Origin of the sequence: Leyella stercorea, from assembly GCF_019052365.1 — a bacterium.
Taxonomy (GTDB): Bacteria; Bacteroidota; Bacteroidia; order Bacteroidales; family Bacteroidaceae; genus Prevotella.
Map to the genome: position 1 here is coordinate 31,989 of NZ_JAHQUY010000004.1, position 12,634 is coordinate 44,622.

The window sequence follows — 12,634 nt, forward strand, 5'->3', positions numbered from 1 at the left end:
ATTACATATATGACATGGTTATCCATAACATCTTAATGTTGATTATATTTATAAAATCAAATAACATCTGAAATGGTGATTTTATGACAAACAGCATAACATCTGAACTGATAAAAGCCGAGGCAAAGAGTCTCGGCTTTTTTGCTTGTGGTATAGCGAAGGCGGATGCCGTTGAGCAGAGTGTTGTAGACAGCTACCGCCGTTGGATAGCAGAAGGCTGTAATGCCAGCATGGCCTATCTTGAGAACTATCCCGATAAACGTTTCGACCCGCGCCTGCTTGTGCCTGGCGTGCGCAGCATTGTGTCTGTGGCGCTCAACTATGCGCCGTCGCGCCGTATGCCCACAGACGCGCCGCAATTTGCGTCGTACGCATTGGGTAAGGACTATCATGATGTAGTGAAGCACAAGCTCTCCCAACTGGCAGAGCGACTCGGTTTTGAGCTTAGCGACCAGGTGCGCGCCTTCTGCGACTCAGCGCCCGTGCTTGAACGCTATTGGGCTGTGCGGGCAGGGTTGGGCTGGATAGGACGCAACCATCAGCTCATAATACCTCATGCCGGCTCGATGTTCTTCCTCGGTGAGTTGTTTTTGCCCGTAGAAGTGGACTACGACAAGCCGATGGAGTCGCGTTGCGGCACGTGCAACAACTGTGTTGAGGCTTGTCCTACGCAGGCGTTGAAGCGCAATGAAGACGGCGACACCTGTAAGTTCGACAGCAGGCTTTGCCTAAACTATCAGACGATAGAGAATCGCGGTGAAATTCCCGACGAACTTGCAGCAAAACTCGCACCTTATATATATGGTTGCGACCGCTGCCAGTCGGCATGTCCGTGGAATCGCTTCGCTGTGCCCAATACAACGCCTGAGCTGCAGCCTTCAGACGAGCTGCTTGCGATGAAGCGCGAGGACTGGCTTACGCTTACAGAGGAAGAATATCGCAAGCTGTTCAAGGGGAGTGCGGTGAAACGCGCGAAGTATGCGGGGCTTATGAGGAATATTAAGGATGCACTGGAATGAGTTTTTTTCTTGATTGGTGTACTTCTTGCTTTGGCAAGCGGCAAAGCTATATTTCTTGGTTGGTGCACTTGAGACAAGTGCACCCCCTGAGAGTAGTGGTAAGAGTCAATTGATTCTTACAATTCTGATATTTCTTGGTTGGTGCACTTGAGACAAGCGCACCCCCTGAGAGTAGTGGTAAGAGTCAATTGATTCTTACAATTCTGATATTTCTTGGTTGGTGCACTTGAGACAAGTGCACCCCCTGATGGTAGTGGTAAGAATCAGTTGATTCTTACGATTCTGATGCCCACTTGCGACGGATGCTTCTGCATATAATCGTGCAGCGTCATGGGTTCCTCCACCACTTTCTTATGAATCTGCGACGCGTTCAGCATGTGCAGTCCGTCTTTATGCCACACTGCGATGCCGATATGCGATGTGTCGAGACCCTTTTTCTTTGTAATGATAGCGATGATGTCGCCGTCGTGTATGGCAGAACGCAGCAGTTTCGTATTCTTGATGTCACCCTTCGGTATATACATGTAAGTATTGCCCGACAGGCGGCGTTCCATTTCTGCAATCGGCTTCACCATTTCTGGGTTGTTCTTCAGCATCGGATAGGCGTCGGTGTGCGTGCTCATGAAGCTGATAGAGAGCGTCTGTCGAGTGTTGAACGGCGGATTAGGCGTGTTTATTTCGCGAACGAAGCCGTCCTTTGTGTTCTCTTCAATCCACTCCGTGAAGTAATGCTGGCGAGCCGAGTAGTCGACGTTGCCATCAACGTAGCGAATGCGTCGCAGGAAGTGGAGATAGTCGGCGTAAGAGGTGCGGTTGTGCTTCACGCATTCGTAGACGGCGAGCACGTTCTCCACGTACGTAGTGCAGTCGAGCTGTCGCAGATTGACCACAAGATTCTCCTTACTGTCGTTCTCGAGCGTCTTTGCCACGTACGGAATGCCGCAGAAGCTGCGTGCTATGTGCAGCAACAGCAGTTGTCGCTGTCGGTCGGCGTCGATGTTCTGCGCTATTGACGCCTTGTATTTCAGCGCCTTGCTGATGTGCTGCATCACGAGCGAGCTGTCGTTCGGGGCAGATTGCACTTCGAACGCAGGTTTTATTGTTTTTTGTGTAGAGTCGTGTAGCGAAGCGTCAGCCTGTTTCGCTACACGACTTGTTTGTTTTGCGGCAGTTGCAGACTGTTCTACGGCAGGAGCAGACTGTTTTGGAGCCGCGTTGCATTGCGCCATCAGCGTTGCTGAGGCTATGATTGTTAAGAATGTTGCTTTCATAATTGAATTTGTTAGGCTTGGACTCCTTTGTTACTTTCTTTTTCTGAAGTTGAAACCGAAGTAGATGTTCAGACTTCCGAACATGCTGTTCGTAGAGAATCGGGTTTTCTTGTAGTTGTACGAATGTACTATGGCGCTCATTCCGGCGAACCATCTCATGTTGTTCCACACGATGCCGAAGCGTCCCACGCCGTCGATATTGAAGTTGTTCATGCTGAAGTCGTGGAACGAGAGCACGTCGTTGTTGCCGTTGCCCGTAGTGTTCTTGTATCCGAGCGCCATCGACACGGACGCCGCAGCCAGCCAGTTGCGTGCGAACACCCAGTTATAGGCATATCCGCACGAGGCAGACAGGTCGGTATACTTGATTTCCTTCATCTTCAGGTTGCTGTCCATGCATCTCGACGCCACATCCTCGCCCAGCCGGTCAGCCACGGTGTCGTACAGCTTGTCCCAATCAATCTTCAGCGAATGTTTCGTATAGCCCATTCCGCAGAGCCACGAGCCCGCCGAGCGCCGTTGTATGGTGCTCTGGCTGAATGCGGCGGGGTAGGAGAATCGCCGGTGGTTGAAGATATAATAGAGGTTGAAGCCCTTGATGCCCACGTTGATGCCGTCGAAGTCGACGTTCTTAAGCGGATGCGTATTGACGGAATAGCTCGGGTTGAAGCTTGCGCGCGAAATCTTGTAGTTGCTGCCTGTCTTGCGGTAGAACAGGTCGACGCCGAAGACGGCTGTGTACAGGCTAAGGTCGAACTCCGTGCTTCGGCTCTTGTTCTTCAAGTCGTTGAAGTCGACGGTATATCCGAGGAACAGCCATCGCCATCCGAAGTAGGGTCCGAACTTCATCTTCGGTTCGGGAGCGAACGAGAAGTCGTTGCCCTGCTCGCTGATTATTCTGTAGCGTTCATACGTATTGGTGTTCTGCACCATCGCGGCAAAGTCGTATCCCTGCGGCTCTATGTACGTCGTGTCTACGTCGGAGAACGACTCAAACAGACGCACGAAGGCGCCGCCCAATCGCTTTATGAACGGCTTCTTCTTGTGCGACTTGGCAATGAGGCTGTCTGCGGGCGGTGGGTCTGCGGTCTTCAGTCCGATAGCAGCCACGGAATCCGTCGCAGCCGTCGTGCAGGCAGCCGTCGTGTAAGTAGCTGCAGAATCCGCCACAGCCACCCGTCCGATGCTGTCGGCAGGCGTCTGAGCAGCAGTCTGCAGGCTTGCGCAGGCGGCGAGGCAGAGAATGAAGGCGTGTCGTCTCATTGCGTTATGTGGTATTGTCGGTTTTCCTTGTTTAAAGCTTTCCGAGAAGCTTAGAGCTTGCCCAGTATGCGGTCCATCACCCAGTTCACAGGCGTGGCGCTCACGCTCGTACAGGTGCAGATGCCCGTGCCCTGCAAGTGCTCTATAACCGCCTTGATTATAGGCAGCTGCACGTATGGCGGGTTGGGCACCACGATGCTCGTCTTGCCCTTGCTCGTGACGAGCTGAATCGGGTCGTAGTTGTACACCGAGAACGAGAGCATGCCCTTCTCGCCAATCACCTCTATGCAGTCCTCCTTGGCGCTCTGGTGTCCCACGAAGCACCACGAGCCGCTGCCCGGCAGTCCGTTCTCGAAGAAGAAGCAGGCGCTGATGGTGTCCTCCGCCTTGTACAGATGTGCGCGGTTGGAGCAGTAGCCGTGCGCACGCGTGATTATGCCGAATATCTCCTGCAGCAAGTCGAGCTGATGCGGCGCGAGGTCGTAGAAGTAGCCCGCACCCGCAATGTCGGGCTGCAGACGCCACGGCAGGTTGTGCGATGCGCTGTAGTCGAGGTCGCGCGGCGGCACTGAGAAGCGTATCTGCACGTTCGTCACCGTGCCTATCTCGCCCGACTCGATAATCTGCTTCACCTTCTGGAAGTAGGGCAAGTAGCGGCGGTAGTAAGCCACGAAACAGGGCACGCCTGTAATCTCGCTGATGCGGTTGATGCGTGCGCAATCCTCGTAGCTCGCTGCCAGCGGCTTTTCTATATACACGGGCTTGCCAGCCTTCATCGCCATGATGGCGAATGTGGCGTGGCTCGACGGCGGAGTGGCTATATATACAGCCGTCACCTCGGGGTCGTCAATGAGCTGTTGCGGGTCGGTATACCAGCGCTTTATGCCGTGACGCTTGGCGTACGACTTCGCTTTAGCCTCGTTGCGGCTCATCACAGCCACAACCTTCGAGCCGGGCACCTCGTTGAACGCCGGTCCCGACTTCTTCTCGGTCACTTCTCCGCAACCTATGAATCCCCAACCTATCTGTTTCATTTCTTTATTCGTGTTTTATTAGTCAAAAATTAAGCTGATGCCAGTCTTTCGGCGTATCTTTTCTGATGCTGCAGCCCAGCTTTCGCGCCGGATTGCGTTCGCCGCCCGATCAGATTGCGTTCGCCGCCCAATCGGATTGCGTTCGCCGCCCGATTGGATTGCGTTCGCCGCCCGATTGGATTGCGTTCGGTGCCCGATCAGATTGCGTTCGCCGCCCGACGACTCGGCGTGAGCTTTTAGCAGTAGGAGGCTACGGCATTCTTGCCGTAGCCATAGCCAATAGCCGTTGTCATTGTCATTGCCATTGCCAATAGCCGTAGTCATTGCCAATAATAGTTGTAGCGACTAATGGCTACGGCAGGAATGCCGTAGCCTCCTACGATTGGTATGCCAACCTTCGCCTTTACATATTTCGCTCCAGCCAATCGTCGATGAGCATGCGCGCCAGACTCAGCTTCTCGGGTATCGTAGGCAGCGAGTGCTTGTTGAACCATCCGCCGCGCGACAGCTCATCGTCCTGTAGCTTCAGCTCTCCGCTCTCGTATTCGGCGAAGAAGCCCACCATCAGTCCGCAAGGGTAGGGCCAGGGCTGCGACTTGAAGTATCGCAGATTCTTTATCTTGAGCTGCGTCTCCTCCATCACCTCGCGTCTTACAGCCTCCTCCAGCGATTCGCCCGTCTCCACGAAGCCCGCTATACAGCCGTAGAAGTCGGTCTTGAAGTTGCGCGCGTGCACCAGCAGCAGGTCGTCGCCGCGGTTGATGAGCACGATGATAGCCGTGGCAAGCTGCGGCCAAACCGTCTTGCCGCAGTTGGGGCAGCGCTTCGATATGTCGGTGTCCATCTCCATCGGCGAGCCGCAGACGCCGCAGAAGCGCGTGTTGCGGTCCCAGTAGATCAGCTCCTGTGCCTTGCCCGCCTTGAGGTAGAGCGGCAGCGAGAGCTTGTAGAACGACTGGCGCAGTCCGCACATCTCGTAGCGCGGGTCGTCGGGCGCCTCAGCTATGGCGAGAGCCTTCACGGCAGTGCCGTCGTCCATAGGCGAAACGTTAAGAATGTGAGCGTCGGCAGCCACGCTTACTGGAGGCTCCTCGCCGCTCGGAATGGTGTGAGTGCCGTCGGTGCGTCGCTCCAGGAGCACGTCTCCGCGACAGAAAACAAACCAATATGCCATACGTTATTGAAATTAAATTGAAGTTAGTGGTACAAAGTTAATGCTTTTTAGATAAAAAAAAGATGAATTCTTGTATAATCGAAAGAATTTTGTACCTTTGCAATCATCAAAACCTTTGTAGGAATACTACATTATGATACTATTAATCATTACGATACTGGTTATTGGTTCTATTCTGATAGCTACAGAAAAGTACACCAATATAAACAAAGCTGCGGTTGCCATCTTTGTAGGCACACTCGGCTGGATACTCTATGTATGTTTCGGCGCCGACTTCGTGATGGGGCATCACGCTGTCGACTATGCTACGTTCCTCGACGGAGCCGAATCGTCGTCGGCAGAGGTGAAGCAGTTCATCGCCTACAACGTGTTCCTCAAGTACGTAGGCAAAGCCTCGGAGATAGTGCTCTTCCTGCTCGCCACGATGGTTATCGTGGAGATACTGCAGAACAACGGATGCTTCGACTTTATATCCCAGCTGCTGCGAACGCGCAGCAGCCAACGCATGCTTTGGACGCTCTCCGTCGTCACCTTCCTTATCTCAGCCAACCTCGACAACCTCACCACGACGGTGATGATGCTCACCATCATGCACGACGTGGTGATACGCCAGCGGCAGCGCGTGTTGCTCGGCTGTGCCATAGTGATATCAGCCAACTGCGGCGGAGCGCTCACCGTTATCGGCGACCCGTCGGGCATCGTGCTCTGGAACATGGGCGCCGTCACAGCCACCAACTTCTCGGCTTCGATGGCGCTGCCCTGTCTCATAGCGTGGCTCGTGCCCATCTTCTGGATAGGCCGCCAGCTGCCCACGCGCATCGAGACGCAATGGATAGTGCTGCCTTATCGCGGCGACGACACACGCCTTAAGGTGTGGCAGCGCCTCGTGATGCTCTTCGTGGGCATCGGTGGACTGTGGTTCATCCCCACGTTCCATAGCATCACTAAGCTCAGCCCGTTCCTCGGAGCGCTCTGCGTGCTCTGCGTGCTCTGGATTGTGAACGAGATAGTAAATCGCAAGCTCATGAACGCCGACGAGATGATACAGCGCCGCGTGCCGCGCGTGCTGCAGTACGGCGTCATACAGATGATGCTCTTCGTGCTCGGCATAATGCTCATCGTGGGCTTCGTGAAGGAGACAGGCGTGGCCACACAGATGGCACAGGCGGCAGACAGGTATATGGGCAACGTGCTCGTGCTCGGCTTCTTCACGCAGATGCTCAGCAGCGTGCTCGACAGCTTCATGTCGCTCATGACGATGGTCTCGATGCACGACGTGGCAGACGGAGTACAGAATGTGCTCTACGCTCAGAACGGAGCCTTCTGGAAGATGATGGCGTACGCATCGGCTGTAGGCGGCAACATCTTCTGCATCGGAAGCGTCACCGGACTGGCGCTGATGAAGATGGAGCGCATACCGCTCGGCTGGTATGCAAAGAATGTAGGCATGGTGGCGTTCATCGCCGCCACAGCCGGACTCGTCGCAATGTACTTCATCGTGGCGTAGCGCACGGCAAGTACATATATAATAATGTATAAGAAACATAATAGAAACAGAATATTAACAACAAAACCAATATAATAATTTAATAGCAATGGCAAGAGTTAAGACTATAGGTGTGCTCACCTCAGGTGGCGACGCACCAGGTATGAATGCTGCTATCAGAGCGGTGACACGTGCAGGTATCTGCAACGGATTTAACATAAAAGGCATCTATCGCGGATACGACGGACTCATCAACGGCGAGATAGAAGAATTCACCACAGAGAACGTCAGCGGCATCATCATGTCGGGCGGTACAATCCTGAAGACAGCACGCTCAAAGGAATTCATGACAGACGAAGGCAAGGAGAAGGCTTACCAGCAGATGCAGGAACACGGCATCGACGCCCTCGTCGTCATAGGCGGTAACGGCTCGCTCACCGGCGCAATGGAGTTCGCTAAGAAGTTCGACGTCTGCTGCATCGGTCTGCCCGGCACAATCGACAACGACCTCTACGGCACCGACTCTACAATCGGATACGACACCACAATGAACACCATCGTAGAGTGCGTAGACCGCATCCGCGACACAGCGCAGAGCCACGAGCGCATCTTCTTCATCGAAGTGATGGGCCGCGACGCAGGCTTCCTCGCACAGAACTCAGCCATCGCAAGCGGCGCTGAGGCAGCCATCATCCCCGAAGACTCTACCGACGTCGACCAGTTGGCACGCTTCATGGAGCGCGGCATCCGCAAGTCGAAGAAGAGCTGCATCGTCATCGTGTCTGAAAGCCCGAAGTGCGGCGCCATGTACTACGCAGAGCGCGTGCGCAACGAGTTCCCGCAGTACGACGTGCGCGTCTCTATCCTCGGCCACTTGCAGCGCGGCGGACGCCCGTCGGCACACGACCGCATCCTCGCATCGCGCACCGGCGTTGGCGCTATCGAAGCTATCGTCCAGGGACAGCGCAACGTGATGATCGGCGTGCGCAACAATGAAATCGTATACGTTCCGCTGAGCGAGGCTATCCGCAGCGACAAGCCGTTCGACCGCAAACTCATTCAGGTGCTCGACGAACTCAGCATCTAATACAGCGCAAATAAAGCAGTGGCGTAAGCGTAATTTGTAGATTTCTGCTACAAAATTTGTATATTTGGAACTGGAAAGTACAATTAATATTAAATAGTTTTTTCAATAACAATATAGTTGTTATATTTGCAACGGAATTAAAAATTTAAATAAATATAGTATGTCACAACTCAACGGGCACATCTCGCAGATTATCGGACCGGTTATCGACGTTTACTTCGATACAGCCGGAAAGAAAGCTGAAGAGGTGCTGCCTAAAATACACGAAGCGCTGAAGCTCAAGCGTCCGAACGGACAGGAACTCATCATTGAGGTTCAGCAGCATATCGGTGAGGACACAGTTCGTTGCGTGGCAATGGACAACACCGACGGTTTGCAACGTGGCTTGGAAGTGGTGCCGACAGGCAACGCCATCCTTATGCCGGCAGGTGAACAAATCAAGGGCCGTATGATGAACGTTATCGGTCAGCCTATCGATGGTATGAGCAAACTCGACATGGAGGGCGCTTATCCTATCCACCGCGAGGCGCCGAAGTTCGAAGACCTCTCTACACACAAGGAGATGCTCGCTACGGGTATCAAGGTCATCGACCTCCTCGAGCCTTACATGAAGGGCGGTAAGATCGGTTTGTTCGGCGGTGCCGGCGTAGGCAAGACCGTGCTCATCATGGAGCTTATCAACAACATCGCAAAGGGACACAACGGCTACTCGGTGTTCGCTGGTGTAGGTGAGCGTACACGTGAGGGTAACGACCTCATCCGCGATATGCTCGAGTCGGGCGTTATACGCTACGGCGAGAAGTTCAAGAAGGCAATGGAGGAGGGCAAATGGGACCTCTCGCTCGTTGACCCAGAAGAACTCAAGAAGAGTCAGGCAACACTTGTCTACGGACAGATGAACGAGCCGCCAGGAGCACGTGCTTCTGTAGCCCTCTCTGGTCTTACCGTGGCAGAGGAGTTCCGCGATCATGGAGGCAAGGACGGCGAGGCAGCCGACATCATGTTCTTCATCGACAACATCTTCCGTTTTACACAGGCAGGTTCTGAGGTGTCGGCTCTTCTCGGCCGTATGCCGTCGGCTGTAGGTTATCAGCCTACACTTGCAAGCGAGATGGGCAAGATGCAGGAGCGTATCACCTCTACAAAGAAAGGCTCAATCACGTCAGTACAGGCCGTATACGTGCCTGCCGACGACTTGACCGACCCGGCTCCTGCCACAACCTTTACACACCTCGACGCTACAACCGAGCTCTCGCGTAAGATCACCGAGCTTGGTATCTATCCGGCTGTCGACCCGCTGGGCTCTACATCGCGTATCCTCGACCCGCTCATCGTGGGCAAGGCTCACTACGAGTGCGCACAGCGCGTGAAGCAGATTCTGCAGCGCTACAAGGAGTTGCAGGACATCATCGCCATCCTTGGTATGGACGAACTCTCTGACGAGGACAAGCTCACCGTGAACCGCGCACGCCGCGTTCAGCGCTTCCTCTCTCAGCCGTTCACCGTAGCCGAGCAGTTCACAGGCATCCCCGGCGTGATGGTTCCTATCGAGGACACCATCAAGGGCTTCAACATGATTCTCGACGGCGAGGTAGACAACCTGCCTGAGCAGGCCTTCCTCAACGTAGGAACCATCGAGGACGCTATTGCCAAGGGTAAGCGACTGCTTGAGGCTGCCAAGGGTTAACATCACATCATTAATGTTTTGTATCTATGAGTTTGAATTTGAAAATCGTTTCCCCCGAAAAGGTGGTATATGACGGAGCCGTGGAGCGCGTTGTCGTTCCGGGCACAAGCGGCGAGTTCGAGATTCTCGTCAACCACGCGCCTATCATCTCCACCCTCGAAAAGGGAAAGCTCGTCTATCAAGACTCTGAAGGTCAGCACGAACTGATGGTTAACGGCGGTTTCGTTGAAGTGCAGAAGAACAACGTGAACATCTGTGTTGAACTCTGACGAAACGGACAATAACATGTTGAAAGAAGAAATAAAAGGCATCAGCCGCCGATACATCATCCAGTCGCTTTGCATGCTGGCAGTTGTCACGCTGATACCCCTGCTGCTCTCATTGCTGACAAACGTCGGCGACCTTACGGCGCCTACCATTGTAGCATTGGTGTTCGCAGCAGTGGTGGAGACGGTAGACGCTCTCGTATGGGGCAAGGTGCGACAGGCTGGCGAAGACGGCTTGCCCACATTCTACACCGCCGTGTCGGGCTTTCGTATGTTGTTGGCATTGGCAACCTTAGTTGTGTGCTACTTCGTGGTAGGTCGTGACGCGATGATGGAGTACTGCCTGGTGTTCATCGGCTACTATTTCGCCATAATGACACACCACTCGGTGTTCTTCGCGCGCATATCAAATTCTCACACATCGTGTGACAATGAAAACAAATAATATAATGAAACAGATAAGGTCATTAATCGTACTCTTGGTAGTGATGCTCATGCCGCTCGCGGCTAACGCCTCGCATCAGAAAGAGGGACAGATCGACATACCGGAGATGGTTCTTGAGCACCTTTCCGACTCATACGAGTGGCATATCGCTTCGTACGAGGGAAAGAACCTAAGCATACCATTGCCCATAATCGTACGCAGTTCGGCTACAGGCGACTGGACGCTGTGTACTGCGGAGAGTCTGCCTGCCAACTACTTCTTCGATGCAGCGCATCATGGCAAGATCTACGAGAAGATGCCCGACGGCACAAGCGTAAGACCGCTCGACCTGAGCATAACAAAGACCGTAGCACAGATATGGATTGTTGTGTTCGTGCTCATCGCTGTCTTCCTCTCTTGCGCTCGTTGGTATAAGAACAAAGACGAGAAGAGCGAGGCTCCGAGAGGATTTGTCGGTTTGATGGAAATGTTCGTCATGACTATCTACGACGATGTTATCAAGGCTGCAATCGGCGAGAAACACTTCAAGCCGTTCGCTCCCTACTTGCTCACAGTGTTCTTCTTCATCTTCACAACCAACTTGTTGGGACTCCTCCCGATATTCCCCGGCGGAGCTAACGTGACTGGCAATATCAACATCACGTTCTTCCTCGCATTGTGTACGATGATTGCTATCAACCTGTTCGGCAAAAAGGAGTACTGGAAGGATATCTTCTGGCCGCATGTACCGGTGTTCCTGAAGGCTCCGGTGCCGTTGATGCCAGTGATTGAGTTCTTCGGCGTGTTTACAAAGCCGTTCGCTCTCATGGTGCGTCTCTTTGCCAACATGATGGCAGGACACGCCATTATCCTTAGCTTCACTTGCGTCATCTTCCTCGGATGGTCGATGGGCGTTGGTTATGGCATCGGACTGAACACCGTGAGCGTCATCATGATGCTGTTCATGAACATGCTTGAGGTGCTTGTAGCATTCATTCAGGCTTATGTCTTCACGCTGCTGAGTGCAGTCTTCATCGGACTGGCTCAGAAGGACGAGGAGGCAGAGGCTTAAAAAACTTAAGAGAATAAATATTAACAATAAAAATAATAATTTAAAAAACTAAAGAACTATGATTATTTCATCACTTTTGGCTGCTGAAGGTCTGGCACAGCTGGGCTGCGGTCTCGGAGCAGGTATTGCAACAATCGGCGCAGGTTTGGGTATTGGTAAGATTGGTAGCAGCGCAATGGATGCTATCGCTCGTCAGCCAGAGGCTACTGGCAAAATCCAGACAAACATGATTCTTACCTCTGCATTCGTTGAGGGTTGTGCTCTGTTTGCCATCGTAGCTTGCGCCTTCCTTATCAAGTAGGAACAGGTCATCGTGTAAATTATAGCAAATGAATTTTGATACATTACCATCAATATTAAATCCTGATCTCGGACTCCTCTTCTGGATGCTGTTGGCATTCCTTGTGGTGTTCTTCGTATTGGCACGTTGGGGTTTCCCTGCCATTATTGTAATGGTGGACAAGCGCAGTGCGTACATCAACGAGAGCTTGAAGAAGGCTGAACAGGCCGCTTCACAACTCGAGAACATCAAGCAAGAGAGCGAGGCTATGCTTCAGGAAGCACGAGAGAAGCAGGCCTCTATACTGAAAGAGGCTGCTGCTACTCGTGATGCTATTGTGGAGAAAGCTCAGGAGAAGGCGCGAGAGGAGAGTGCACGCATCCTCGGCGAGGCGAAAGCCGAGATCGAGGCGCAGAAGCAGGCTGCCATCGGCGAGCTCCGTGAGCAAGTAGCCATATTGAGTGTCGAGGTATCGGAGAAGATTCTCAGAAAGAAGCTCGGCACTGATGCAGCACAGATGGATTACATTAATCAGATGCTTGACGAGGTTACATTAAATAATAAATAAGTG

Annotated in this window: 13 protein-coding genes; 9 read left to right on the forward strand and 4 right to left on the reverse strand. The window is 53.0% G+C overall.

Going from position 1 to position 12,634, the window contains the following annotated elements; all coding sequences use genetic code 11:
• The first annotated feature begins 83 nt into the window (after window positions 1-83).
• Window positions 84-1,019, forward strand: a complete 936-nt coding sequence (queG, locus tag KTQ90_RS01425) for a tRNA epoxyqueuosine(34) reductase QueG (protein WP_217316945.1) — start codon at window positions 84-86, stop codon at window positions 1,017-1,019.
• Window positions 1,020-1,282: 263 nt separating this feature from the next.
• On the opposite strand, the gene KTQ90_RS01430 is transcribed toward queG, so the two are convergent.
• The 4 genes from KTQ90_RS01430 to nudC all read right to left on the reverse strand — a co-directional run bounded on the left by KTQ90_RS01430 (window position 1,283) and on the right by nudC (window position 5,761).
• Entirely contained in the window at window positions 1,283-2,290 is a 1,008-nt protein-coding gene (locus KTQ90_RS01430; protein WP_254359362.1) for an N-acetylmuramoyl-L-alanine amidase-like domain-containing protein, read from the reverse strand.
• A gap of 30 nt (window positions 2,291-2,320) precedes the next feature.
• The gene (locus KTQ90_RS01435; protein ID WP_217316946.1) at window positions 2,321-3,553 is read right to left on the reverse strand and encodes a DUF4421 domain-containing protein; all 1,233 of its coding nucleotides are present in this window, start codon (window positions 3,551-3,553) and stop codon (window positions 2,321-2,323) included.
• Window positions 3,554-3,603: 50 nt separating this feature from the next.
• Window positions 3,604-4,587: a Gfo/Idh/MocA family protein gene (locus tag KTQ90_RS01440; protein ID WP_022158671.1), complete on the reverse strand. Its 984-nt coding sequence runs from the start codon at window positions 4,585-4,587 to the stop codon at window positions 3,604-3,606.
• Between the two features lie 403 nt (window positions 4,588-4,990).
• Window positions 4,991-5,761, reverse strand: a complete 771-nt coding sequence (gene nudC / locus KTQ90_RS01445) for an NAD(+) diphosphatase (protein WP_217316947.1) — start codon at window positions 5,759-5,761, stop codon at window positions 4,991-4,993.
• 133 nt (window positions 5,762-5,894) lie between these two features.
• Between nudC and KTQ90_RS01450 the strand changes: the two genes are divergently transcribed.
• The 8 genes from KTQ90_RS01450 to atpF all read left to right on the forward strand — a co-directional run bounded on the left by KTQ90_RS01450 (window position 5,895) and on the right by atpF (window position 12,631).
• The gene (locus KTQ90_RS01450) at window positions 5,895-7,268 is read left to right on the forward strand and encodes an SLC13 family permease (protein WP_217316948.1); all 1,374 of its coding nucleotides are present in this window, start codon (window positions 5,895-5,897) and stop codon (window positions 7,266-7,268) included.
• Window positions 7,269-7,356: 88 nt separating this feature from the next.
• A complete protein-coding gene (pfkA, locus tag KTQ90_RS01455; RefSeq protein WP_022158674.1) occupies window positions 7,357-8,334 on the forward strand; it encodes a 6-phosphofructokinase in 978 nt (325 codons plus the stop codon).
• Between the two features lie 160 nt (window positions 8,335-8,494).
• Window positions 8,495-10,021, forward strand: a complete 1,527-nt coding sequence (atpD, locus tag KTQ90_RS01460; RefSeq protein ID WP_217316949.1) for a F0F1 ATP synthase subunit beta — start codon at window positions 8,495-8,497, stop codon at window positions 10,019-10,021.
• A gap of 26 nt (window positions 10,022-10,047) precedes the next feature.
• Complete coding sequence (gene atpC / locus KTQ90_RS01465; protein ID WP_022158676.1) at window positions 10,048-10,290, forward strand: ATP synthase F1 subunit epsilon; 243 nt, start codon at window positions 10,048-10,050, stop codon at window positions 10,288-10,290.
• Window positions 10,291-10,306: 16 nt separating this feature from the next.
• A complete protein-coding gene (locus KTQ90_RS01470; protein ID WP_217316950.1) occupies window positions 10,307-10,732 on the forward strand; it encodes a hypothetical protein in 426 nt (141 codons plus the stop codon).
• A 4-nt stretch (window positions 10,733-10,736) separates the two neighbouring features.
• Window positions 10,737-11,783 carry a F0F1 ATP synthase subunit A gene (atpB, locus tag KTQ90_RS01475; RefSeq protein WP_217316951.1) on the forward strand — a complete coding sequence of 349 codons (1,047 nt, stop codon included), beginning with the start codon at window positions 10,737-10,739 and terminating at the stop codon, window positions 11,781-11,783.
• Window positions 11,784-11,841: 58 nt separating this feature from the next.
• The gene (gene atpE / locus KTQ90_RS01480) at window positions 11,842-12,084 is read left to right on the forward strand and encodes an ATP synthase F0 subunit C (RefSeq protein WP_007899298.1); all 243 of its coding nucleotides are present in this window, start codon (window positions 11,842-11,844) and stop codon (window positions 12,082-12,084) included.
• Between the two features lie 28 nt (window positions 12,085-12,112).
• The gene (gene atpF / locus KTQ90_RS01485; protein ID WP_217316952.1) at window positions 12,113-12,631 is read left to right on the forward strand and encodes a F0F1 ATP synthase subunit B; all 519 of its coding nucleotides are present in this window, start codon (window positions 12,113-12,115) and stop codon (window positions 12,629-12,631) included.
• Window positions 12,632-12,634: the final 3 nt, after the last annotated feature.

Coding starts and splice junctions, on each gene's coding strand:
- queG (WP_217316945.1), top strand. CDS start 84: ATGACAAACAGCATAACATCTGAACTGATAAAAGCCGAGGCAAAGAGT.
- KTQ90_RS01430 (WP_254359362.1), bottom strand. CDS start 2,290: ATGAAAGCAACATTCTTAACAATCATAGCCTCAGCAACGCTGATGGCG.
- KTQ90_RS01435 (WP_217316946.1), bottom strand. CDS start 3,553: ATGAGACGACACGCCTTCATTCTCTGCCTCGCCGCCTGCGCAAGCCTG.
- KTQ90_RS01440 (WP_022158671.1), bottom strand. CDS start 4,587: ATGAAACAGATAGGTTGGGGATTCATAGGTTGCGGAGAAGTGACCGAG.
- nudC (WP_217316947.1), bottom strand. CDS start 5,761: ATGGCATATTGGTTTGTTTTCTGTCGCGGAGACGTGCTCCTGGAGCGA.
- KTQ90_RS01450 (WP_217316948.1), top strand. CDS start 5,895: ATGATACTATTAATCATTACGATACTGGTTATTGGTTCTATTCTGATA.
- pfkA (WP_022158674.1), top strand. CDS start 7,357: ATGGCAAGAGTTAAGACTATAGGTGTGCTCACCTCAGGTGGCGACGCA.
- atpD (WP_217316949.1), top strand. CDS start 8,495: ATGTCACAACTCAACGGGCACATCTCGCAGATTATCGGACCGGTTATC.
- atpC (WP_022158676.1), top strand. CDS start 10,048: ATGAGTTTGAATTTGAAAATCGTTTCCCCCGAAAAGGTGGTATATGAC.
- KTQ90_RS01470 (WP_217316950.1), top strand. CDS start 10,307: ATGTTGAAAGAAGAAATAAAAGGCATCAGCCGCCGATACATCATCCAG.
- atpB (WP_217316951.1), top strand. CDS start 10,737: ATGAAACAGATAAGGTCATTAATCGTACTCTTGGTAGTGATGCTCATG.
- atpE (WP_007899298.1), top strand. CDS start 11,842: ATGATTATTTCATCACTTTTGGCTGCTGAAGGTCTGGCACAGCTGGGC.
- atpF (WP_217316952.1), top strand. CDS start 12,113: ATGAATTTTGATACATTACCATCAATATTAAATCCTGATCTCGGACTC.